Source organism: Arthrobacter sp. 05T420 (assembly GCF_056396305.1).
The window spans coordinates 55,832-77,671 of record NZ_JBFTLG010000018.1 but is presented as its reverse complement, the minus strand read 5'-3'; the positions used below and the strand labels follow the sequence as shown (position 1 = coordinate 77,671).

General features: G+C 64.3%; 21 protein-coding genes. 8 read left to right on the top strand and 13 right to left on the bottom strand.

The features are described 5' to 3' along the window. The first annotated feature begins 192 nt into the window (after positions 1-192). The 3 genes from AC1DEM_RS17405 to AC1DEM_RS17395 all read left to right on the top strand — a co-directional run bounded on the left by AC1DEM_RS17405 (position 193) and on the right by AC1DEM_RS17395 (position 3,755). Positions 193-1,806: an ATP-binding protein gene (locus AC1DEM_RS17405; RefSeq protein ID WP_476885553.1), complete on the top strand. Its 1,614-nt coding sequence runs from the start codon at positions 193-195 to the stop codon at positions 1,804-1,806. Then, entirely contained in the window at positions 1,803-2,486 is a 684-nt protein-coding gene (locus AC1DEM_RS17400; RefSeq protein ID WP_476885552.1) for a response regulator, read from the top strand. The genes AC1DEM_RS17405 and AC1DEM_RS17400 overlap by 4 nt, the downstream gene beginning before the upstream one ends. A 726-nt stretch (positions 2,487-3,212) precedes the next feature. Continuing rightward, the gene (locus tag AC1DEM_RS17395; protein ID WP_476885551.1) at positions 3,213-3,755 is read left to right on the top strand and encodes a DUF2127 domain-containing protein; all 543 of its coding nucleotides are present in this window, start codon (positions 3,213-3,215) and stop codon (positions 3,753-3,755) included. An 8-nt stretch (positions 3,756-3,763) separates the two neighbouring features. On the opposite strand, the gene AC1DEM_RS17390 is transcribed toward AC1DEM_RS17395, so the two are convergent. After that, positions 3,764-4,132: a phophatidylserine decarboxylase associated domain-containing protein gene (locus AC1DEM_RS17390; protein ID WP_476885550.1), complete on the bottom strand. Its 369-nt coding sequence runs from the start codon at positions 4,130-4,132 to the stop codon at positions 3,764-3,766. 71 nt (positions 4,133-4,203) lie between these two features. After that, complete coding sequence (locus AC1DEM_RS17385; protein ID WP_476885549.1) at positions 4,204-4,632, bottom strand: Hsp20/alpha crystallin family protein; 429 nt, start codon at positions 4,630-4,632, stop codon at positions 4,204-4,206. 179 nt (positions 4,633-4,811) lie between these two features. Here AC1DEM_RS17385 and AC1DEM_RS17380 point away from each other — a divergent pair, with 179 nt between their 5' ends. After that, positions 4,812-5,153 carry a MerR family transcriptional regulator gene (locus AC1DEM_RS17380; RefSeq protein ID WP_476885548.1) on the top strand — a complete coding sequence of 114 codons (342 nt, stop codon included), beginning with the start codon at positions 4,812-4,814 and terminating at the stop codon, positions 5,151-5,153. A 697-nt stretch (positions 5,154-5,850) separates the two neighbouring features. Here the strand turns inward: AC1DEM_RS17380 and AC1DEM_RS17375 are convergent. From AC1DEM_RS17375 to AC1DEM_RS17345, 7 genes are all read right to left on the bottom strand, one after another. Further along, positions 5,851-6,090 carry a hypothetical protein gene (locus tag AC1DEM_RS17375; protein ID WP_476885547.1) on the bottom strand — a complete coding sequence of 80 codons (240 nt, stop codon included), beginning with the start codon at positions 6,088-6,090 and terminating at the stop codon, positions 5,851-5,853. Between the two features lie 283 nt (positions 6,091-6,373). Beyond that, entirely contained in the window at positions 6,374-6,805 is a 432-nt protein-coding gene (locus tag AC1DEM_RS17370) for a hypothetical protein (protein WP_476885546.1), read from the bottom strand. A 2-nt stretch (positions 6,806-6,807) separates the two neighbouring features. Further along, positions 6,808-7,065: a hypothetical protein gene (locus AC1DEM_RS17365; RefSeq protein ID WP_476885545.1), complete on the bottom strand. Its 258-nt coding sequence runs from the start codon at positions 7,063-7,065 to the stop codon at positions 6,808-6,810. A gap of 395 nt (positions 7,066-7,460) precedes the next feature. Beyond that, a complete protein-coding gene (locus AC1DEM_RS17360; RefSeq protein ID WP_476885544.1) occupies positions 7,461-8,420 on the bottom strand; it encodes a carbohydrate kinase family protein in 960 nt (319 codons plus the stop codon). A 100-nt stretch (positions 8,421-8,520) separates the two neighbouring features. After that, positions 8,521-9,315 carry an ATP-binding cassette domain-containing protein gene (locus AC1DEM_RS17355; protein ID WP_476885543.1) on the bottom strand — a complete coding sequence of 265 codons (795 nt, stop codon included), beginning with the start codon at positions 9,313-9,315 and terminating at the stop codon, positions 8,521-8,523. Next, positions 9,312-10,358 (bottom strand): ABC transporter permease, encoded by a 1,047-nt coding sequence (locus tag AC1DEM_RS17350; RefSeq protein WP_476885542.1) that lies wholly within the window; start codon positions 10,356-10,358, stop codon positions 9,312-9,314. Before AC1DEM_RS17350 ends, AC1DEM_RS17355 begins: the two co-directional genes overlap by 4 nt. A gap of 112 nt (positions 10,359-10,470) precedes the next feature. Continuing rightward, entirely contained in the window at positions 10,471-11,589 is a 1,119-nt protein-coding gene (locus tag AC1DEM_RS17345) for a substrate-binding domain-containing protein (protein ID WP_476885541.1), read from the bottom strand. Positions 11,590-11,754: 165 nt separating this feature from the next. Here AC1DEM_RS17345 and AC1DEM_RS17340 point away from each other — a divergent pair, with 165 nt between their 5' ends. From AC1DEM_RS17340 to AC1DEM_RS17330, 3 genes are all read left to right on the top strand, one after another. Further along, entirely contained in the window at positions 11,755-12,753 is a 999-nt protein-coding gene (locus tag AC1DEM_RS17340) for a LacI family DNA-binding transcriptional regulator (protein ID WP_476885581.1), read from the top strand. A gap of 52 nt (positions 12,754-12,805) precedes the next feature. Then, on the top strand, positions 12,806-13,102 hold the full coding sequence (locus AC1DEM_RS17335) for a putative quinol monooxygenase (protein ID WP_476885540.1): 297 nt from the start codon (positions 12,806-12,808) through the stop codon (positions 13,100-13,102). Positions 13,103-13,377: 275 nt separating this feature from the next. After that, positions 13,378-16,002 carry a GH32 C-terminal domain-containing protein gene (locus AC1DEM_RS17330; protein ID WP_476885539.1) on the top strand — a complete coding sequence of 875 codons (2,625 nt, stop codon included), beginning with the start codon at positions 13,378-13,380 and terminating at the stop codon, positions 16,000-16,002. 157 nt (positions 16,003-16,159) lie between these two features. On the opposite strand, the gene AC1DEM_RS17325 is transcribed toward AC1DEM_RS17330, so the two are convergent. From AC1DEM_RS17325 to AC1DEM_RS17315, 3 genes are all read right to left on the bottom strand, one after another. Further along, the gene (locus tag AC1DEM_RS17325; RefSeq protein WP_476885538.1) at positions 16,160-18,328 is read right to left on the bottom strand and encodes a transglycosylase domain-containing protein; all 2,169 of its coding nucleotides are present in this window, start codon (positions 18,326-18,328) and stop codon (positions 16,160-16,162) included. Between the two features lie 54 nt (positions 18,329-18,382). After that, positions 18,383-18,550 carry a hypothetical protein gene (locus AC1DEM_RS17320; protein WP_476885537.1) on the bottom strand — a complete coding sequence of 56 codons (168 nt, stop codon included), beginning with the start codon at positions 18,548-18,550 and terminating at the stop codon, positions 18,383-18,385. 255 nt (positions 18,551-18,805) lie between these two features. After that, positions 18,806-19,714, bottom strand: coding sequence for an SRPBCC family protein (locus AC1DEM_RS17315; protein WP_476885536.1), 909 nt, complete (start codon positions 19,712-19,714; stop codon positions 18,806-18,808). Between the two features lie 363 nt (positions 19,715-20,077). On the opposite strand from AC1DEM_RS17315, the gene AC1DEM_RS17310 reads away from it, so the two are divergent. Further along, positions 20,078-20,902 (top strand): sigma-70 family RNA polymerase sigma factor, encoded by an 825-nt coding sequence (locus tag AC1DEM_RS17310; protein ID WP_476885535.1) that lies wholly within the window; start codon positions 20,078-20,080, stop codon positions 20,900-20,902. Here AC1DEM_RS17310 and AC1DEM_RS17305 read toward each other — a convergent pair. Further along, complete coding sequence (locus AC1DEM_RS17305; RefSeq protein WP_476885534.1) at positions 20,860-21,825, bottom strand: glycosyltransferase family 9 protein; 966 nt, start codon at positions 21,823-21,825, stop codon at positions 20,860-20,862. The two genes, AC1DEM_RS17310 and AC1DEM_RS17305, sit on opposite strands and share 43 nt — an antisense overlap. Between the last annotated feature and the right edge of the window lie 15 nt (positions 21,826-21,840).

Here is a 21,840-nt window from a genome sequence, read left to right as displayed (position 1 = left end):
GATCCTTTAGTCATGCCTCGCAAACTTCGTGCCGTGTGACATGAGTCATGATCAGTGCACCCACCCTAGAAACGACTGCCGTAGTACGGCCACGCTTGCGTGCCTTGTGAGGGTTATTAGCCTTCATTCATCTTTTGAACCTTTTGCTCGAAGTGCCGTCCGGGCTGCCCTGAACGCCGTCCGGGGCCAGCAGTGAGCAGCGCCCGGGCTTGGTGGGGTGCCCGGCCGCTCGCATCGCAGATTCTCGTGTGGACGCTGGTGCTGATCGTGGTCACCGTGGCCCTCGGCGGCCTGGTGACGAACCGCATCACCGGCCAGGTACTCGACGAGCAATTCCGCCTGCGTGCCCTGGGCGTCGCGGAATCGGTGGCACAGATGCCGGAGGTGGCCACGGGCGTGGCCCGCGGCGTTGCCGGCCACGAGATCCAGGCGGTGGCTGAACAGGTGCGCACCCGTGCCCAGACGGACTACGTGGTGGTCACCGACCGGTACGGCATTCGTTTCTCGCACCCCACCCCGTCGCTCATCGGGAAGCGCCTCGAGGAGCCTGTCGCGGTCCTCGACGGCCAGACCCACGTGGGTACCGACCGCGGCAGTCTCGGCGACTCGGCCAACGCCAAGGCACCGATCCTGGACGCATCGGGGGACGTCGTCGGACAGGTCTCGGTGGGCATCCTTGAGACCACCGTCAGCATGGAGCTCGAGCGGGACGCTGGCATCGTTGGAGGCTCCTCGGTGCTCATCCTCCTGATCGGCGGTGCAGGTTCGTTCCTGCTGGCACGGGCCATCAAGCGCGCCACGTTCGGTCTCGAGCCTGCAGAAATCGCCTCGCTCCTCCAGGAACGGGAGGCCCTCCTGCACGGCATCCGGGAGGGCATGGTGGGAATCGACGACGCCGGCCGGGTCACCGTGATTAACGGCGAGGCCCGGCGCCTCCTGGGCCTCGAAGATACTTTGCTCGACCGCCCGCTGGAGGAGCTCATCCCCGAGGGACGGCTCCGCGACGTCCTCACGGGTGAGGCGCCCGGCGCTGACCAGACGATCATCACAGACGATTCCCTTCTTGTGGCCAACCGCATGCCGGTAAGCGTTGGCGGCCGGAGCGTGGGCGCTGTCGTGACCCTTCGCGACCGCACCGAAGTGGAAGCGCTAGTGCGGGACCTGCGTGCACTGGAAGGGCTCATGGCTGCCCTGCGCGCGCAGGAGCACGAGTACGCCAACCGCATGCACACGGTGGGCGCCCTCCTCCATCTGGGCGATATCGGGCAGGCACGCACCTTCATCGCGGGCATCGCGGACACATCGCGCTCCCTCGGCGAGGGACTGCGCGCACGGATCGAGCCGCCCGAGCTCGCGGCGCTCATCTATGCCAAGATCACGGTAGCGGCGGAGCAGGATGTGCGCGTGGCTGTGTCCGACGAATCGCTCCTCCGCGAACCGGGGCTCGGAACGCAGGACCTCCTGACAATCGTGGGGAACCTGCTGGACAACGCAATCGACGCCGTCTCCAGCCTCCCCGGGCCTCACGCAGTGACGCTTGCCTTGGATGATTCCTCGGGCGTCTTTGTGTCGGTGACGGACACCGGACCCGGCGTGCCCGCGGAGGCGGTAGACGACGTCGTACGCGACGGCTATACGACAAAAACAGAACGGGCGGGCCACGCCGGTGGCCCGGGCCTGCGGCGCGGCATTGGCCTGGCGCTCGTGGCGAGGATTGTGCGCCGCGCAGGTGGCACGATGGATGTGTTCGCCGGACCGGGCGGACGCTTCGAAGTGTGGATTCCGAAAATTGGGGTTGAAGAATGATCCGGGTGCTGGTTGTCGACGACGACTTCCGCGTGGCGCGGCTGCATGCCGCCCAGGTGGCTCTTGTTCCGGGGTACCAGTGCGTCGGTGAGGCGCACACCGTCGCCGAGGCGCGCGCCGCGATCGCGCGGGAGCGCCCCGACCTCCTGCTCTTGGATGTCTACCTCCCGGACGAGGACGGCATCTCGCTCCTCCAGTCATTGCGCGAGGCAGGCGAGGACGTAGACGTCATCATTATCACCGCGGCGCGGGATGTAGGGACGGTGCGTGCGGCGATGCGCGGCGGAGCGGTGTACTACCTGGTGAAGCCGTTCGGGTTCGAGCAGCTCGCCGAGCAGTTGCAGGCGTATCAGAGGTGGCGCGCGGACGCGTTGTCACGGCGGATCACGGGGCAGACGGACATTGACGCGCTGTTTGCCTCACGGCGGGCTTCTGTGGCGCCCATCGCGGGTTCCAGCTCCGCGCGGCGCCTCCCGCCGACCATGCAAAAGGTTCTCGATGCCGTGGCCGCGGCCGGCCAGCCCCTTGGCGCGCAGGATGTCTCGGACCTCATCGGCATATCCCGGCCTACAGCGCAGCGATACCTGAGCGAGCTCGAACGCAAGGACCGCGTGACCCTGCACCTCGAGTACGGAACCACCGGCCGGCCAGTTAATACCTACCTGCCGGTGAATACGTAGGCGCCAGCCCTCCCTTGCTTCCCGCCGCTGCTCCTGCAGCCGTCAGGTTTTGAGACGGATAGGGTGCTCGTGCTTCGGAGCTCTGCTGAGGGCCGCAGCACGAGCACAAGGAAGCGGCTAGCCGTTGATGATTTGGGGTGTGCCGAACGCTTTGCGCCGTTGAATGCTCCGGGATGGCCGCCGGAAAAGAATTTCCCAACAAGTGTCCTTTTGACGGCTCCCGGTCGTCGTGTGGTGTAACAACCGAAAAAAGGAGACATCGTGGAGTGCATGCTTTTCATCTGTAGCCATCCCACAGCGCCGGAATATGTGGCCGCCGAGGACAACAAGCACCCCATGGCCCGGTTCGGCAAGATCGAGATCAGGCCTGTGTGGCCGCTCGGGGAGTAGTGATTCGCCCCGAGGACGGCGTTGGTCAAGGCGGGGAGGACCTGGCGCCGGAACTGACGGACGTCCGGGCCGTCGTGGAGGCCGCGTCCGCCGGTGAGACGGCACGGATCACCGCAACCCTCATCCGCGTCACGGGCGACTGGGGCCTGGCCGAGGATCGTGTCCAGCTTTCGCCAGGACATGTCCCGCGCCGTGGAAATCGCTGGCAAACTAGTAGAGGCCAAGCTTTGGCCGATCGAAATACGCCGGATCGACCCCTGACCTGCCTATCGGCCATGAATAGTTATGATCAGAGCTCCGCTGAGTACCGTGTTCGCGGGCGCTGGAGGAGTGAAAATGGCCGAGACAAGCACCGGCACGACCACGCTGGACCAAATATTCAAGATCAGCCTGGCTCTTAAGGGGCTGGACGGGGTGCTGGAACTGGTGGGAGGGATTCTCCTGCTGCTGGTATCGCCCGCCCAGATGGCCTCTGTGGTCCATTTTCTGACCCAGCATGAACTCTCCGAAGACCCGCACGACCTTGTTGCCACCACCCTGGTGCACTGGGCCGGGGCCCTGACTGTGTCGGCGACGCTCTTCGGTGCGGTCTACCTGCTGTTGCACGGGTTGGTCAAGGTGGTCCTCGTCTGGGCGGTGCTGAGGGACAAATTGTGGGCCTACCCGTGGATGATCGCCTTTTTGCTGGCCTTCATTGCCTACCAGAGCTATCAGCTCCTGGTCGCCTTCACCTGGGGGATGGTCCTGTTGACCGCCTTCGACATCTTCATTGTCTGGCTCACCTGGCATGAATACAGGGTCCACCGTGCCCGGAATGCTGCTGACCAACCCAGCGCTCAAGCTGCCCCTAAACCCTCAGCAGCCGGGCCGCAGCCGTAGCGTCGTCCTCAGGACTTGGCGGTCGCAAGCTTGGAGCGAACCCGCACGAGAGGTGCGCTCGGATCAAGAACGCCTGGTACACCGTTCCGCTGACAAAGTGATCCACCGACTCGTCCCGGGCGAGCAGGGAGCGTCTGGTCGACGCGGGTGAGATGCCGTTTGCGGTAGGGCTTCGACTTCGGAACCTGCTCGATCATCTCCGTCATGTAGAGCCGGACATCCGGATCTTTGGCAATCAGTTCCTGGAACTCCACGATCACCGGAGGCGGGGTGTACGGGTGGTCCCCGGCCTGGAGAGCGGGGACCACCGTGCGGGAGGCGCCGTCGGGGGCCGCTTTTCGCTCCGCAACTGGCGCGGTGGCGTGGCTGCTCTGCATCGCCCTTTACTTACTGGCGGCCGGTCGCAGTGCTCCCGGTCCTGCGGGCCTGACCTCCCCCCAGGGGTGGATCAGGCGGCGTTGAGTGCCTGTGGCTCGTTCTTCTCGGAGGTGATCTCGATGCGGCGCGGCTTGGCCTTCTCGGCCACGGGGATCCGCAGCGTCAGGACCCCGGCATCATAGCTGGCCTTCACCGCTTCGGTGTCCAAGGCGTCGCCGAGGATGAGCTGGCGGCTGAAGACACCGCGGGGACGTTCTGCGGCGATCAACTCGGTGTCTTCACCCTTCGGGTCCTTGCGCTCGGCCCTGACCGTGAGGACGTTGCGTTCGACGTCGATGTCCACGGAGTCCGCGGCGACTCCGGGCAGGTCGAAAGCGACGACGAATTCTTCGTCCTCCTGCCACGCGTCCATGGGCATGGCCGCGGGGCGGGCCGTGGTGCCTAGGACCTGCTGGGCGAGCCGGTCAAGCTCGCGGAACGGGTCGGTACGCATCAGCATGGTCTTCTCACTCCTTGCAGTCGATTTCTTCTCATTCCATCCAGCCAGTTATGTATCGTGGCTGGTATAGATTTTTTATAGCACTGGTGCCAGACTGGTGCAAGACGTTTTTTGGGTTTTATGAAGGGGCCGGGATGGAGCGGAATCCGGGGAGAAGCGCGGCTGTATATGCCATTTCCGTGGCAGCGGAGCTGGTCGGGACCGGGCAGCAGAACCTGCGGCTGTATGAGCGCCGGGGACTGCTGGAACCGGGCCGGACGGTCGGTGGAACCCGCCGGTACAGCGAGCAGGACCTGGAGATCCTGCGCAGGATCGGCGCCCTGCTCGATGACGGCCTGAACCTGGCCGGCATCCGCCTCGTCCTTGAACTTGAAGCGGCCAACAGGCGCCTCGAAAGAGAGCTCGCGGCGGCCCGGACACGGGAGCAGCGGGCGAAGAGCACTTCGACCAGTGCCGCCAGCCCGGGGACTGCGGGAACGAACGGCGGTGCAGGCCGCCGCGGACCAGGGTTCCGCGTCTAGGCCCGGACGCGTCCAGGTCCGGACGGTGGGACACGGATTTCCAGGATGCCGTCACTGTAGGAAGCCCTAACCTCACATGAGGGGCGCGGTGACAGGGCTTTGAGGGCGGTGACTGCGGCCCGGGTCAGGCGCAGCGGTGAGAGTGTGTCGTCAAAGCTGCGAGGAACCAGGCGGCCCGCTGTGGCCAGAAGCAGACAGCCGCCCGGGACGTGGGCCGGGGTCGAGGGGCATCGAGGACTGCCTCCCCTCCGCGGAACAAAGGTCAATCACGAAGGGCGGGCCAGGGCCAGCATGAGCCGTGATCATGGCCGGCGTTCGCGGTTAGCGTTTCGGACCGGCGTTCATCGAAGCCGCTGACTGCGTAACGGCCCGACAAAGCGCCGATCGAACGAACTGACCGGCGCTGAGCTGCACGTATCGGGGGCCTTGGCTCGACCAGCCTTTCGCTTCACTCCTGACCAGCATGGGCGCCCCTGCTGCAAATAGCCAGCCGGGCCGCTATGGCAACGTGGATTCGATGCACGGGACGGAGCCGAACCGCCGATGTGCTGCCGCTGACCCCGCACGAACCGTTAGGATCCTTGCTTCAATGAGCCGGCCCAAACCGGGAAAACGGAGCACGCCCGAGCAGGAGGGGTCCGAGTCCGGAGACAGTGTGCCCATCTTCGGATCCTCCGACGCTGGCGGAGCAGCAGCCCTACTGCTGTATCGGAGCCGCTACCTCGCACAGGCTGACGCGCGCCCCCGGAACGCCAATCAGGGTGGAGAGCGACCCGTCGTCTGCCTCCAGATCGAGGTGGATGAGGCGGTGCCGGCGGTGTTTGGCCACGACGGCGAAGCTGGTGTCGGCCAGCCGCAGGCTTTGTCCTTCGATGACTTCACGGAGTTTGTGCTTCGCGAAGATAGGGGAGATGGCCGGTTCGGTCATGGTGTTCATCCCTTTCATAAGTGTTGATTTCCGTTACGGTCGCTTCGTTCAGCCTCGTACCGCTGAGGCATGGTTTTGAGGTCTTCGAGGTCCCGGAGCAGAAGCATCCGACGGTGTTGTGCGCGCAGGCTCGTGGAGGTGGGCTCCGGTCCCTCCTTTTCTGCGCGCACCCTGGAACACCGCCGCCGCCACTGCGGCTCGGCGCCTGATACCTCAAGAGCTTCCCCGTCCCGCCCCGCGCGGATCCTCGAAAGGGCCTGGTACGGGCCGGATGCCGGCTGCAGTGAGCCGGTCATTCAGGCAGTTCCATCTGGAAGCCGCAGACGCATCTGAGGACCCGCATGGAGAGGTATACCTCCAGGTCGTCCTCGGCCGGGCTTTCGGTGGACCGGGGTGCGGTCAGCCGGCACGGTTCGGAGCCGGCCTTTTTCATGGGCTGTCCGCAGTGCATGTAGTGGCCGCCGAGTATCAGCACGTCGCCTGTTTGTTCCATCCGGCCCAGGACCATGGACAGGTCAGCGACCCAGGCAGGATGTTCACTGAAGCGCAGGCATCGGCTACACGTGTGGGTAACCATCACGATATCGGACGGTTGGTCGGGGAGGTGGGTAACGGATCTGATGGCGAGATGGCGGTCTGTGCCGCAGTTGCCGCACATCACCGGCAGCACGCCGGGCGGCCGCCCGGTGCCGTGGGGGAGGAAGCCGGGAACTCCGAGGGACATGATCAGCCGGCGTACGGGTAGCTGGCGAGGATGTAATCCGCTGCGGCGCGCCCTTTCATCCTCAACCGGCCCTTGTGGACATTGACCCGGCACAGGCGCATCCCTGCCCGGAAGGCCGCGGCGGGCCTGGGTGTTCTGCCCTGGAGCAGGCACCAGCTTGTGTACAGCCCATAAAGACAGTCCGGACCCAGGGGGCTGTCGGTGTCGGGGGCAGGGAAAGCTGCGTCGTGAAGGAACTGCTGGAAATGCGAGGTGGCCATGGTCAGGCTCTTTCCTCAGGGTGCATGTTGGGCCGCCATGTGGCTACAGCGGCGTCACTTCCAGGCCGTGCACAAGGCCGGAAGGCGGGTCCCACGGGAAGAAACCGGCACACAGGGTCCTGCCTTGAACCTACCCCGCGTGGCAGCGGTTGTATATAACCCTCCCGGCGGTCAGTTTGGAAGGGGCATTCGTCCCCTCCGCGTCCCGGGAAGGTAGTCCGTTGGCTCAGCAGACATCAATACAACCCTGAACGGGGAAGTAGTCAGCAGCATCACCAACACCGTCAGGGCCCAAGGCGCCTGACGGGGAGTGTGCGTTCAACCGTGGATCCACCGTTAGAAGGACACTCCCGTGGAATGGTCGTATGCGACAACGACTCATTTGATGATGTGCTTCAAGAGCCCGCGTATTGGGCCACGGGGAAGGCCCCGATTGCAGCGTTGAGTTCCTCCAGGGTCGGGGGGTTCGCTCCCGGGCGCTGTACGGTAATGGCAGCTGCTGCAGCCGCGGTGTGTCCGAGCTGTTCCAGGACGGCCGGGGCGAAGCCTTCGGTTCCTCGGGTGAGAAAGCCCAGGATCAACGCGGACATGTAGGCGTCCCCGGCGCCGATGGTGTCGGCAACGTTGGACTTCACGGCCGGAATGCTGATGTTGGCGGCGGAGGTGGTGAATTGTGAGCCTTCGGCGCCCCTGGTGATGACGGTGAGTTCCGCGCCCAAACCGAGGATGTGGGCTGCGGTTTCGTCCAGGCTTTTTTGGGGGTAAAGCCACTGGGCGTCCTCGTCGCTGAGTTTGACGACGTCGGCTAAGGGCACGAGCTCCTCGAAGGTGGCTTTCGCTTCCCCGTGGCTGCCGAGCAGGGCCGGTCTGATATTCGGGTCATAAGTGATCATGCAGTGTCTGTGGGCCTGTTCGAGCAGCGATTTCACGGCGCCGGCACCGGGGCTAAGGAAAGTGGCGATGGATCCGGTGTGCAGTATTTTCGGGAAGTAGGCGGGGGCTGTCGGGGCAAGGTCCCAGGAGATGTCGAAGTCGTACCGGGCGGAGCCGTCCGGTGCAAGGGTTGCTGTCGCCGAGGCGGTCCGAGTGAGGGATTTCGATCCGGGCAGAAGTACGACTCCCGCGCTGCGGAGATGGTTTTCGATGGAGATTCCCCGTGTGTCCTGGGCAATGGCGGTGAGCAGACCTGTGGCTACGCCGAGGCGGCCAAGTCCGTAGGCGACGTTGGCCGGCGAGCCGCCTGGGTGCTCCACTTTGTCGTCTGACGTGGTGACCACGTCGATCAGCGCTTCGCCTACGACCATGACGTCGAGCGTCTGGTGAGCGTCGTGCCGGGCTGTTGTGAGGTAATCCATGGTCTGTCTCTCGTGGAAGCTTATGGCGGGGCCTGTCCGAGCCATATCAGTCCGCGGACGGGTAACCCGGTCCGCGGACTGGCATGGCGGCAGCAGTTGCTTAGGCGGTGGCTGCGCCGGTCATGATCGCAACCGCATCGGTCATGGTGTGTGATTGCGGGGTGATGGTGGCGGCACACTTGCCGAGGCGCTGGATGTGGATCCTGTCCGCGACGTCAAACACGTGGGGCATGTTGTGGCTGATCAGGATCACTGGCAGGCCGCGGTCCCGGAGGTCCCGGACCAGCTGCAGGACCTGGTTGGATTCACGGACGCCAAGTGCCGCCGTCGGTTCGTCCAGCACGACCACCTTGGAACCGAACGCCGCGGCGCGAGCCACCGCGACAGCCTGCCGCTGGCCGCCGGAGAGGTTCTCCACCGGCACGGTGACGTCCTGGAGGGTGGAGATGCCCAGCCGGGTCAGCTCCTGCTTGGCTTTCGTGCGCATGCCTTTGGTGTCAAGCATCCGGAACACGCTCCCGAGGAGTCCTGCACGCCGTTCTTCCCGGCCGAGGAAGAGGTTGGAGGCGACGTCCAGGGCCGGCGAGACGGCAAGGTTCTGGTACACCGTTTCGATGCCATGGACCCTCGCGTCCTGGGGCCGCTTGAAGTGGACCGGCTGCCCGGACACCATCAGTTCGCCCGTATCGGGAATCTCTGCACCGGTGAGGCACTTGATGAGGGTGGATTTGCCTGCACCGTTGTCGCCGATGATCGCCAGGACTTCGCCCGGATACAGGTCCAGGCTGACGCCGTCCAGGCCCACGACGCGGCCGAAGGTCTTGACGAGGTTCCTGGCCTGCAGGATGGGCTCACGGGTGGCGACGTGGGGGGTGGTAATTTCTGTCGTGGTCATGACTTGACCTTTCGGATCCACTGGTCGACGGAGACGGCGACGATGATCAGGACGCCTACGGCGAGGGTCTGGTAGAGCACGTCCAGCCCGGCGAGGGAGAGGCCGTTGCGGAAGACGCCGACGATCAGGGCACCGAGGAGGGTTCCCCAGACGGAGCCGCGGCCGCCGAAGAGGCTGGTTCCGCCGATGACGACGGCGGTGATGGAGTCCAGGTTCAGGTCCACGCCGGCGTTGGGGCTGGCTGCGTTGGTCCGGCCGATCTGGATCCAGGCGCCGACGGCCAGGACGGCGCCGGCAGCGAGGTAGACGCTCATGAGGACCTTGTTCACCGCGATGCCGGCCAGGCGGGCGGCTTCCTTGTCATCGCCCACGGCGTAGACGTGCCGGCCCCAGGCGGTTTTGCCGAGGATGAACGCGATGGCGATATAGAGCAGGAGCATCACGACGACGCCGGTGGAGATCCTGACCGGGCCCACCGGGAAGGTGGTTCCGGTCCAGGTCAGCAGGGCCGGCATGGCCGAGCCGCGCACTGTCGCTCCGTTGGAGTAGAGCAGGGTCAGGGCGACGAAGATATTCAGTGTGCCGAGGGTGACGATGAACGGCGGGAGCCGGAACCTGGTGACCAGGAACCCGTTCAGGGCTCCGGCGGCGAGTCCGACAAGCAGGCCCGCGAGCAGCGCGAGAGGCGCGGGCACTCCGTTGTTGACGGCGAGCTGGGCCATGACCATGGACGAAAGGATCATGACTGCCCCGACGGAAAGGTCGATGCCCGCGGTGAGAATGATGAGGGTCTGGGCAATGGCAAGGGTGCCGACGACGGAGACCTGCTGGGTAATCAGGGAGAGGTTTTCAACCCGCAGGAACCTGTCATTGAGGAGGCCGAACACGACCACCGCGATGAGAAGTACGAGGGCGGGGCTGGCAGCGGGGTAGCGGTGGAGGAAATTGCGGATCCGGCTGAGCGGTGTCTGGCGGTCGAGGAATTCCTCCGCCAGATCGGCATGCCCGGCGCTGGGCGGGCCGGCGGTCTGTTGCTGGGTCACGATTGGTCCTGATCTTCCGTGATGGTTGCTAGAGCGGAGCTAGCTCGGTAGATGCGGGGCGGGAGGCCGATAGCTGGCTCCGGCCTCCCGCCCCGTAGTGAAGCTGGGTGTGTTATTTTCCCCAGCAGATGTTGGAGGCCTCGGTGGTGGTGATGCTCTTGACGCCGTCGGCCGGCTTGTCGGTGACGAGCTCGACGCCGGTGTTGTAGAAGTCCAGCCCCGGGGAGTTGGCCGGCTTCTGGCCGGACTTGGCGAGGTCGACGATGGCCTTCACGCCCAGTTCGGCCATCTTGACCGGGTACTGCTGGGCCGTGGCGCCGATGACGCCGGCCTTGACATTGTTAACGCCCGTGCAGCCGCCGTCCACCGAAACCACCAGCACGTCCTTTTCCTTACCGGCGGCCTTCAGTGCCTCGAAAGCACCCGCTGCTGCAGGTTCGTTGATGGTGTAGACGACGTTGATGTTCGGGTTCTTGGCGAGGAGGGTTTCCATGGCGGTGCGTCCGCCGTCCTCGGCACCCTGGGAGGCCTGGCTGCCGACGATCTCGTAGTCGCCGCCCTTGCCGCCGGTGTACTTGCCGGTCTTGGCTTCGTCGCCGTTCTTCTTCTTGTCCGCGGTGTCGATACCAAGGCCGGTCAGGAAGCCCTGGTCCCGGTTGTAATCAACCGATACGACCTTGTCGTCAAAGAGATCGACGAGCGCAATGGTCGCCTTTTTTCCGTCCAGCTGGGCTGCGGTCCATTTGCCGATCAGCTCGCCGGCGGCGAAGTTGTCCGTGGCGAAGGTGATGTCGGCGGCGTCGGCGGGATCCGGCGGGGTGTCCAGGGCGATGACGAAGAGCCCGGCGTCCTTGGCCTTCTTCAGGGCGTCCACTACGGACGGGCCGTTGGGGGTGATCAGGATGCCCTTGTCGCCCTTGGAGATGGCGTTCTCGATGGCCTGGATCTGGGTGTCCTCGTCGCCGTCAGCCTTGCCGGCTGCGAGCTTCAGGTCCACGCCGCCGGCTTCGGCGGCCTTCTTTGCCCCGTCCTGCATGGAGACGAAGAACGGGTTGGTCGTGGTCTTAACGATCAGGGAGACGCCGACCTTTTCAGCGGACCCGCTTTGGGTTGATGAGGTGGAGGGGGAACTCCCGCCACAGGCAGAAAGACTAAGCGCTCCCAGGGTCAGTACTGCTCCGGCAGCGAACAGGCGGGTGGCCGTTGAACGGGGTGCTTTGGAACTCAACATTGAATCTCCTGGTGTTTGAGGCCCTCACTGGCCTCGACAACGATGTCATGTACGATGTAAGCAGCATCACACTAGAGAGTCAATAGATGCAACTTAGAAGGAGCGATTTTCTTGACAACGATGTCCGATCGTAGCCAGCCGGCCCTTTCCGCCAGCCGCCCGACGATGCGCCACGTGGCCGCACTCGCCGGCGTCGGGATTAAGACCGTCTCCCGGGTCATCAATGACGAACCTGGAGTGTCGGAAGCCACCCGTGAGAAGGTACTCAGCGCTTCCCGGCAACTGAACTACCAGTTGGACATGGCGGCCGGCAGCCTGCGGCGCGCGGGCAGAAGGACGCTCTCCATTGGGCTCCTGCTGCCGAGTGTCTCCAACCCCTTCAGCGGTGAGATCAACCGGGCAATAGAAGATGCGCTGGGGGCCAGGGGGATCGCGGTTTTTGCCGCCAGCCTCGATGATGACCCCCGGCGGGAGCAGGCCATTGTTACGGCATTTCTTGGCCGGCGCGTCGACGGGCTCATCCTCACGCCGATCGCCCGAAGCCAGGCGTACGCGATCCCGGAGCACTCCCGTGATCTGCCCCTGGTCTTCATCGACCGTGAACCGGTAGGGATCGAAGCAGACGCCGTCGTGACCGACAACGCCGCAGGCGCCGCCAAAGCGGCCGCACACCTGATCAGCCGGGGCCACACCAAACTCGCCTACCTGGGGGACCGCACAGACATCCAGACCGCACGGGAACGCCGGCGGGGGTTCATGGAGAAAATCGGCCGGCAGGGCATTCCCACCTCGACGATTCCCGTCCGTGAAAACCTTCACGACGAGGAATCGGCGAGGCTGGCCGCGCTGGAGCTCCTCACTGCCGGGGAACCACCGACCGCGATCTTCTCCAGCCAGAACCTCATCACCTTCGGCGCCATGCGCGCTCTGAGAGAGCTCGGGCTAAGCAAACGCGTGGCCTTAGTAGGGTTCGATGACTTCACGCTTGCCGACATGATGGATCCCGGGGTGACAGTTATCGCCCAGCACCCCGAGCGGATCGGGAAGCTGGCAGCGGAGCGGCTGCTGGCCAGGATTGACGGCGACCAGCAGGCTCCGCAAACCTATGTTGTCCCGTCTGAGCTGATACAAAGGGGCTCCGGGGAACTCCGTCCTCCGGCCTGACGCCGGGGAACCTCCCGAACACTCCGCCGAAGACCTTGACCTGAAAGGGATCATGATGACCAAAACCCTCTACGCCGAGTTCACCGTCAAACCCGGCAGTGAAGTCCGTGTCGCCGAGATGATGCTCGAACTGACCCGGCATGTCCGTCAGGAACAGGGCAACGAACTGTTCCTTCCCTACACGCGGGAAGAAAATCCCCGGGAGTACTTTGTCTTCGAGGTCTACAGCGACGAAGCCGCATTCCAGGAACACATCCGCGCCGATTACGGCGCCAGGTTCAACGAGGAGCTGGCCCGCCACATCGAAGGCGACGCCTCGGAGCTGACCTGGCTCCTGCCCGTGGAATAGCCCGCAGCCACGTCTCCGTCATTTCCAGCCTTGCGGTAATACCGCAAGCAGGCTCCCTAAGAGGGCTGAAGGAAATCGACGGCTAAAAACATCCTCCCCAAGCCGTCCGTTGGTGGGGAGCGTTGTGCTGCCCGCCCAACGCCTCGCCCGCCTCAGCAGAGGGATGGCGCCCCGGCCAAGAACCGTTGACTTGTCCGCTGGACATAACTTAGCGTCCTTCGCACTGACAACGTTGTCTATTGCAGACACGCGCAACGAAGGGCGAAAACAAGCAGATGAAGAGAACGACCACCCGCAGGACGCATGCCGTTTCTGCACTGACACTCGCGGGACTGACGCTGGCCGCGGCACTGGCAGGTTCCCTGCCGGCGTCGGCCGCGACGGGCCCCGGGGACGAACCCTACCGGCCGGCCATTCACTACACGCCCGCAAAAAACTGGATGAACGACCCCAACGGACTCGTTTTCTACAAGGGCGTCTACCACATGTACTACCAGCACAACCCCTCCGGCAACACCTGGGGGAACATGTCCTGGGGCCACGCCACGTCCACGGATCTGGTCCACTGGAAGGAGCAGCCCCTGGCGATCTCCACCGATGCAGAGCAGGACATCTTCTCCGGCAGCATCGTCGTCGACAAGGACAACACGTCCGGTTTCGGAACGAAAAAAAATCCTCCACTGATCGCGATCTTCACCAGCGCCTACAAGGAAGCCTCTGCGCACCGCGGCCTGCAGGCCCAGTCCCTGGCCTACAGCCTCGACGACGGCCAGACCTGGACCAAGTACTCCGGCAATCCTGTCCTGAACCGGAACTCCGCCAACTTCCGCGACCCGAAGGTCTTCTGGTACGACAAGCCCGGCGGCGGAGGCTACTGGGTCATGACCGCAGTGGAAGCCACCGAGCACAAGGTCGTCCTGTACAAGTCCGCCAACCTCAAGGACTGGACCGCGTTGAGCGAATTCGGGCCCGCCAACGCCACCGGCGGCCAGTGGGAATGCCCTGACCTGTTCCCCCTGGCCGTGGACGGCGACAAGAAGAACATCAAATGGGTCATGGTGGTCAACATCAACCCTGGCGGCGTGGCCGGCGGCTCCGCCGGCCAGTACTTCGCAGGTAATTTCGACGGCACCACCTTCACCTCCGAAACGACCAAACCCGTAACTGCGCTTCCTCCTGGAACAGTCCTGGCCGGTTTCAACGAAGGAAACTACAACGGCTGGACCGTAAACAACGAACCGGGCAACTGGAAAAACGGTCCTTTCGGTGACGCCCCCGCCTCCGGCGCTCTTCCCGGCCAGAGCCCGGTGACCGGATTCGGCGCCACCGGCCTGATTAATTCCTTCAACGACGGCGACTGGCCGCTTGGGTCCGCGCAGTCACCAACCTTCACGGTCACCGACGACTACTTGAACTTCCTCGTGGCCGGCGGCAAGCACCCGCGAGTCTCCGACAAGCTGGACAACACCCCACCGGAGGGGGAGCTCAAGTTCAACGGCTTCGAGATTCCCCCCGGGACAACACTGGCCGACGCCGGCTGGTCCGGGTCCGGCGACCTCACCCCCAACTTCCAGCCCTCCACCAGCGGTGGGGACTTCTATATCGGGGCCAAACGGATTAACACCTTCGAGACCGGCACCACGCCGAGCGATGACCGGCAGGGCACCCTGACATCACCGGAATTCCCCATCACCAAGAATTTCATGAGCATGCTGGTCGGCGGCGGCAACCGCTCCGCTGACTCCGGACAGACCCTGGCGGCCCAGTTGCTCATCAACGGCAAGGTGGTCCGCTCTCTTGCGGGAGACAATTCCGGAGTCCTGAACTGGAAAGGCTGGGACGTCTCCGAATTCGCGGGACAGAATGCACAGTTGCGTGTTGTTGACCAGGCCACCGGCGGGTGGGGACACCTGACCCTTGACCACGTCATGCTCACCGACGCCGCCGCTGTTCCCAGGTCCGATGAAGAATCCGTGAACCTGGTAGTCAACGGACAGGTGGTGCGCACGGCCACAGGAAACGACAGTGAAACGCTCGACCGGGCATCATGGAACGTTAAGGAATTCGTTGGCCAACAGGCACAAATCAAAGTCGTCGACAACAACCGATTCGGCTGGGGCCACATCCTCGCGGACGAATTCGAGCTCTCCTCCCAACCGGCACTATCGGCCCTCGAGACCTACGACTGGCTGGACTTCGGCCGCGACTACTACGCCAGCGTGTCCTTCGGCAACATGCCCGATAACAAGCGGGTCATGCTGGGCTGGATGAACAACTGGGACTATGCCAACGACATCCCCACCAGCCCCTGGCGCAGCGCCATGGCACTTCCCCGAGAGGTCAACCTGACCCAGACACCCGATGGTCCCCGCCTCACCCAAAGCGCCGCCAAGCAAGTGGACAAACTGGACGGCAAAGTCTCCTACAACGACAAGAAGGGCGGCTCGATCCCCGCAGGGGTTCACCAGCTGCCGGCGGCCGCGTCCGGCCAGGTCCAGCGGGTGGACATCACCTTCGCACCCGGCACGGCGAAAAAATTCGGCATCACGGTGCTCGGCGACGGAAACTCTTCCACCGTCATCGGTTACGACGCCACGGCCGGGAAGATGTTCGTTGACCGCACAAATTCCGGCAACACCGCCTTCCACCCGGCGTTCGCCTCCATTGAGGACGCCCCCGTCACCTTGGACAAGAAGGGCAACATCACGATGCGGATCTACCTCGACCGCTCTTCCGTCGAGGTATTCGCCCAGGACGGTCTGCGGACCATCACCGACCAGGTATTCCCCAACGCCGGAGCCGACAAGATGGCCCTCTTCGCAGAAGGCGGGACCGCCGAGCTCAGATCACTCAGCGTGACACCGCTGGAAAAGGCCATGTTCCTCCCCGAAAAGAAGTAACCCGAGTCTGGCACCTGACCTGCTCCGTGAGAGTTGGTGCTGAAGGATTTGCGCCCGGTATTGCACCGGGCGCAAATCTTTCAGCCGGCACAAAGTGAGCAAACGTCAGACCCCTTTAATCGGAACCCTCGATCCCCGACGGGTGCGTCTGGGGGCGTCATTGCTGGGGGCCGGGCGGCGGCGGGTTGGTCATGGACTTGGGCGGCGCAGGGAAGGCCGCGGCCGGGTAGAGTCCGGCGACCTGAACCATGTAGTTGGCCCATTGCGGGCCGGCGAGCATGTACCCGTCAATGGCCTTGTAGAACTTGCCGTTGACGGTGATGTTCCGGCCGGGCCGCTTCTGGCCTTCCAGAGTGTCGCCGAAGAAGGAAGCCGTGGCGAGGCCGGAGGTATAGCCGGCGACCCAGGTGGCGCCGTTGGTGTTCGACGTGCCGGTCTTTGCTGCCACCGGGACCTTGTCCTGGACCTTGGGGGCGATGTAGACGCCGGAGCCCTTCTTCAGCACGTCCTGGAGGACAAGGTTCACGCCCCTGGCAACCTCGGGTTTGACGGCGTCGCGGCAGTTGCTCTTCTCGGCCGACAGCTTCTGTCCCGCTGCGTCGGTTACTGCCGTGATCGCAATGGGTGTGCAGTATTTGCCGTCGTTGGCGAAGGTGGCAAAGGCATTGGCCAGATGGAGCGGGGCCACGCCGATGGCACCTAGCAGGTTGCCGAGCTGGTGCATGTTCATCTGGGCGTTGTCCACGCCGCTGTGGAGCCCCACGGCGTCCACCATCTTTTGGATGCCGCAGAAATCCAGCTGGGCGGCCTCGGCGAAGGTCGCTGTGTTGATGGAGTTGTAGAGGCCGTAGTTGACGGGCATCTTGCGGTAGTAGCCTTCATCGTTGTTCTGCAGGTCATCCGCGGCGCCGAGGGCTTTCTGCGCCGTATTGTAGGCGCCGAGGACCTTGCCGCAGCTGGACTTCCAGGGGAAGTCCAGCGGATAGGTCCGCCGGGACGCATCCACCTCGGCGACGAGGGATTTGCCCTCGTTGAGCCATTCGGCGAAGGTGAACGGTTTCATGGTGGACCCGGGCTGGAAGCCGCCGGCGCCGTTGAGGTCGTTGCCGTTCGCGTCCTTGGAGTCGACGTTGAAGTTCAGCTGGGTATCGAATTTCCCGGCTTTGGGAAGAAATACGGTATTTTGCGCCATTGCCAGGATTTTGCCCGTGCCGGGTTGGATGGAAACGAGCGCGGCACCCCACTTGTCCGGATTAGGCCCGGCTGTGGCGTCCACCTGGGCCTGCGCGGGACCCTGCAGCCTGCTGTCCAGGGTCGTGGTGATGGTCAGGCCGCCGCGGTACAGTTTCCTCTCACGCTCGGCAACATCCACGCCGTAGGCAGGGTTGTTGAGGATGAGGTGGGAAACGTAGTCACAGAAGTACGGCGCCATTTCCGCTGCGGCGCAGCCCTGCTTCGCGGGAGCGATCTTCAGCCCGACGCTGCTGGCTGCCGCAGCGTCATGGTCAGACTGAGTGATTTTGCCCTGCTTGAGCATCGCCTCCAGGACCTGGTTGCGCCGCTTGACGGAGTTGTCCGGATGGACGGACGGATCATAGAAGGTGGGGCTGTTGACCAGCCCCGCAAGTAGTGCGGCCTGAGGCAGGGTGAGGTCCTTGGCCGTGGTGCTGAAGAAATGCCGTGCCGCGGCTTCGATGCCGTAGGCGTCCCGGTTAAAGAACACGATGTTGAGATAGCCCTCAAGGATCTGGTCCTTGGTGTAGTTCTTCTCCAGTTCGAGGGCGAGCTTCATCTCGCGCACCTTGTCGCCGATACTCTTCTGCCCGCTGAGGACGACCTGGTCGCCCCTGCCCTCCGACATCAGGGTTTCATTGACCACGTTGGTCACATACTGCTGGGTCAGTGTGGAGGCGCCCTGCCGGCCGCCGCTGGCCACGTTGGAGGTCAGCGCCCGGAGGATCCCCTGCGGGTCGATGCCGGCGTGCTCGTAGAAGCGGCTGTCCTCGATCGCGACGATGGCGTCCTTGATGTACGGGGACATCCGGTCCAACCCGACCTTCACACGGTTCTCCGCGAAGAAGGCGGCGATCGTTTTCCCATCCGCGCTCAGCACTTTGGTTGACTGCGAGGGCGGGACAACCACCAGCTCAGACGGGAGGCCATTGAAGAAGGTGATCGAAGTCCTGACCGCAATACCGGCAGCAGCGACACCCGGTACCACCAGGCTGGCGACCAATAGGCCGCAGAGCGCGCTCACAGTCAAGAATCCGAGGACCCTCCAGAGGGCCGCGGCCAGATGGAACCTTTTTCGGTTCTTCGGCGCCATTTTCTGTCCAGCCTTCGCGCACGAAACGTGTGTTCAGAATACGCGCGAACCCCCTCAGGGGCCAGTGCGCGGAAGGGGATCGATCAACGTGGTGCCGTCCATTCCGAGCGCGGTGAGGGCCGCAAGGCGCTTGTCCAGCCGCATGGGAACGGAAAATTGGGTGTCGGGGAGCAGGACCGACTCGACGCCGGCCAGGTACGGAATGCCAACCCCGACACCCAAAAACTGTTCATCGAACCCGGGCAGCCCGGAAAGATCCTCCGTAGTTCATGCGTGCAGACAGGAGGATTCTCGCGAACGGCGGCCCTGCCGGTGCCCGATTCGACGTGTCCTGGAAATCCTTCGTTTTTGAGAACGACACGACGCCGGCGTACGGTGACGGTGCTCTGGCCTAGGTCCTCAAGGGCCACCTGATGAAGCAGCGCGACCGGCGTCGGCAGCAGGACGGCCCGGGAACCCATCCTGCTGGGTCCGCGGTCAGTGCTGTCCCAGGCTTCCTCCGGTGGGCGGGACAGGGCCTGGCCCGCGTTCCGTACCCGCCGCCCGGTCGGCCGCGCTGGAGGAGTCGCCCACGGCTGTCCCATCCGAATCACCCTCGGTGTCGATGAGGCCATTGGTCTGGTCGAAAGGCTTCGCTTCGGGCCGGCCAGCAGCTCCGTCCCCGGCACGAGTCGCGTCCCGGGGCAACTCCTCACCGGGAAACACGCTGCCCGCGGTGCCGGTGGGCGGAACTGCTTCAACCTCTGGGTATGGCGTGGCCTGAGCCGGCGCGTCTGGGCCGGTGGCCTTGTTGCCTGCCGCTGCAGCGACGCCCGCCGCGGCAGCGGCGGCGAGCCCAACTCCGGCAATGACCGTGCCCGAGACCCCGGCTTTGCCACTGTCCCCCCGCGACCCCGCGGCCTCATCAATGCCGGGCGTGCCTCCGGAGGCGCCCTCGCTGACGGATCCTCGCCAGGCGCCGGTCGCGTAGCCCTCGTCTTCAATGAAGGCTTTGAACCGGTTGAGGTCACTCTCGGCTTGCCTCTCTACTATGTTCAGCTTGTCGCCGACCTTTTCCACGATCCCTTCGGGCTCATATTCCAAGGACAGCTGTACCGATGTCTGCCCGCCGCCGAGGTCTTCGAACGTCACGGAGCCTGCGTTCGTTGCGCCCTCTGTGGCGGCCCATGCGACTTTTCGGTCGGGTACCTGCTCGAGGATTCTGGCCTGCCACTGCCTGCGCACCCCGCCGATTTCCGCAACCCACTCGAGCTGGTCGTCACTGAGCTGTTTGACGCTCTTCACCCCGCCCATAAAGTGCGGAAATTCTTCGAACTGGGTCCATTGGTTGTAGGCCACACTTACGGGAACGTTGACCAGAACTCGCTTTTCAACCTTGGTGCTCACGGTGTCTCCTTTGACGGGACTAGGGGAAGCCGACGAGAGCTCAATCAATCATCAGCATGCTTACTATAACTTCTTCGGCGCGTCCCGGCCAGAGAGCAGTGGCTCCGCGGCCCCGGCGGGCTCGGAGACACCGCTTCCGGCGGGCAGAGCGTGGTTCTTCGGCGCCGACGCGACCCCGCCGGCGTGATCCTAAGAGAATCCAGCAGAGGCCGGCCCGGCGATTCATACTCAATTGCCCCGTTCGGGCCCGGAGGGCCCGGCCCGAAACGGGGCGGCCATTGTTTAATAAGCAGGCTTATGGTTTTCTACTGCAAAGTCTTGCCGCAGGCTTTGAACGACTCTGGTTCAGAGGAATGAAGGACTATGGCAGAACCCCAGCGCCCGCCATCATGGACGTCGTCTGTCCCGGCCGAGTCCGGACAGACGCCCGCGACGAGGCGGGCTTCAACGGGTCAGATCCGGGAGGCCTTTGAGGCCCGGCTGATCCTTGACCATCTGGAACTGGCGGAAGCCTTGGCCTTTCGCTTCACAGGGCGTGGTCGGGAACAGGAGGATCTGAACCAGGTGGCGTATCTGGGACTGGTCAAAGCCGCGCGGCGTTTTGACGCGGCCAAGGGAGAAAGCTTCGCTGCCTACGCTGCCCCTACGGTGACGGGAGAGCTTAAACGCTATCTGCGCGACCGTTGCTGGGTGGTCAGACCGCCGCGGAGGATTCAGGACCTGCGAACGGAAATTCTGCGGTCCGAACCGGAGCTGACCCAGGCCCTAGGGCATCGGCCAAGTCCCGCTCAACTGGCTCAGCAACTAGGGGTCCCTGTCTCAGCCGTTCGCGAGGCGTTGGCGGCGGTGTCGAGCATGCGTCCGGATTCACTCGACGTCGCTGACGATCACGATGGCAGTCCGCGCAGGGCGGACGCACTCGCCTCGCGGGAGCTGCCGCTGGAACGACTGGAGGAACTCCTGTGCCTTAACCAGGCCATCGGCGAGTTGTCCGGGCAGGAACGCGAACTGCTGTACCGCCGCTACTTTTGTGAAGAAAGCCAAACCGAACTCGGAAGGCGGTTCGGCGTCTCGCAAATGCAGGTTTCACGACGGCTGTCCAAGGTGCTGGTGCGACTGCAGCAACTGCTCGCCGAAGCCGACTCTCAGAGCAATCCCAGAACCCGGACGGCGTCCAAAACCTCTTGAGCCTGGACACCTAGCAGGGCTGGATCCGGGTCCCCGGCAAACGTGTCGCCGCGGCGCAATTCCGCCTTGGTCAACACTATGTGCTGCCCCGGTGGAGGGTCCCAGTGCTCGGGTCGGGCCGGTCCGAAGAGCACCACGGAAGGGCGTCCGTAGGCCGTGGCCAGGTGCGCCGCCCCGGTATCGGCCGAGACCACCAGTCGGGCGCCCGCCACGAGGGTAATTAAGGCGCTCAGGGAGAGCCTGCCGGCTAGAACAGATTCCTCGGGCAGGCCCGCCTGTGCGGCCACGGCCAGGGAGCGTGCCCGTTCAGCGCCGCTGCCGGTCACGACGACACGGTGCCCGGATCGGGCCAGGCGGTCTGCCACCTCCGCGAACCGGGTCTCTGGCCAGTGCCTGCTGGCAAAGGCTGCGCCCACATGGACGACGGTGGCGTCCGGCCACTGTGTGCGGACGGGGGGTGGCAACAGCTGGACATCGTCGGGATCGGCGGCGATTCCGTGCCATTGGAGCAGGCGTGTCCAGCGCCGACGCTCGTGAATGTCCTCGACCCAATCCGGACCGTCCCGATGCTCCGAGGCATGTGAGATCACCTGCCGGGCGCCGACTGCCTCAATCAGCAACTGACTCTCCGGACCGCGGCCGTGCAGGTTGACCGCAACATCCACACTGTCTGGTTCCACTGCCAGCGGTTCTGACAGGCCTGCGGCCGGCAGGAGGCCGTACCCGCCCACGAGTGCAACGGCATCCCGCAGCCAGGCCGGGCCCGCGTACAGAAGGTGATGATCCGGATAGCTTCGCCGCAACGCGTGCAACGCGGGCACAGCGACGAGCAGATCGCCGAGCTGGAGCGCACGCAACACCAGCAGCAACGGCCTGCCGTCGCGCCCGGACAACGACGGCGCCGTGCCTTGGTTTCCGACCATCGATTGATCTCCTTT

Bases quoted from the DNA above. Each gene is read 5' to 3' on its own strand.
- AC1DEM_RS17400 (WP_476885552.1), top strand. From the start codon at position 1,803: ATGATCCGGGTGCTGGTTGTCGACGACGACTTCCGCGTGGCGCGGCTG.
- AC1DEM_RS17395 (WP_476885551.1), top strand. From the start codon at position 3,213: ATGGCCGAGACAAGCACCGGCACGACCACGCTGGACCAAATATTCAAG.
- AC1DEM_RS17390 (WP_476885550.1), bottom strand. From the start codon at position 4,132: ATGCAGAGCAGCCACGCCACCGCGCCAGTTGCGGAGCGAAAAGCGGCC.
- AC1DEM_RS17385 (WP_476885549.1), bottom strand. From the start codon at position 4,632: ATGCTGATGCGTACCGACCCGTTCCGCGAGCTTGACCGGCTCGCCCAG.
- AC1DEM_RS17375 (WP_476885547.1), bottom strand. From the start codon at position 6,090: ATGAACACCATGACCGAACCGGCCATCTCCCCTATCTTCGCGAAGCAC.
- AC1DEM_RS17370 (WP_476885546.1), bottom strand. From the start codon at position 6,805: ATGTCCCTCGGAGTTCCCGGCTTCCTCCCCCACGGCACCGGGCGGCCG.
- AC1DEM_RS17365 (WP_476885545.1), bottom strand. From the start codon at position 7,065: ATGGCCACCTCGCATTTCCAGCAGTTCCTTCACGACGCAGCTTTCCCT.
- AC1DEM_RS17360 (WP_476885544.1), bottom strand. From the start codon at position 8,420: ATGGATTACCTCACAACAGCCCGGCACGACGCTCACCAGACGCTCGAC.
- AC1DEM_RS17355 (WP_476885543.1), bottom strand. From the start codon at position 9,315: ATGACCACGACAGAAATTACCACCCCCCACGTCGCCACCCGTGAGCCC.
- AC1DEM_RS17345 (WP_476885541.1), bottom strand. From the start codon at position 11,589: ATGTTGAGTTCCAAAGCACCCCGTTCAACGGCCACCCGCCTGTTCGCT.
- AC1DEM_RS17340 (WP_476885581.1), top strand. From the start codon at position 11,755: ATGCGCCACGTGGCCGCACTCGCCGGCGTCGGGATTAAGACCGTCTCC.
- AC1DEM_RS17335 (WP_476885540.1), top strand. From the start codon at position 12,806: ATGATGACCAAAACCCTCTACGCCGAGTTCACCGTCAAACCCGGCAGT.
- AC1DEM_RS17330 (WP_476885539.1), top strand. From the start codon at position 13,378: ATGAAGAGAACGACCACCCGCAGGACGCATGCCGTTTCTGCACTGACA.
- AC1DEM_RS17325 (WP_476885538.1), bottom strand. From the start codon at position 18,328: ATGGCGCCGAAGAACCGAAAAAGGTTCCATCTGGCCGCGGCCCTCTGG.
- AC1DEM_RS17310 (WP_476885535.1), top strand. From the start codon at position 20,078: ATGGCAGAACCCCAGCGCCCGCCATCATGGACGTCGTCTGTCCCGGCC.
- AC1DEM_RS17305 (WP_476885534.1), bottom strand. From the start codon at position 21,825: ATGGTCGGAAACCAAGGCACGGCGCCGTCGTTGTCCGGGCGCGACGGC.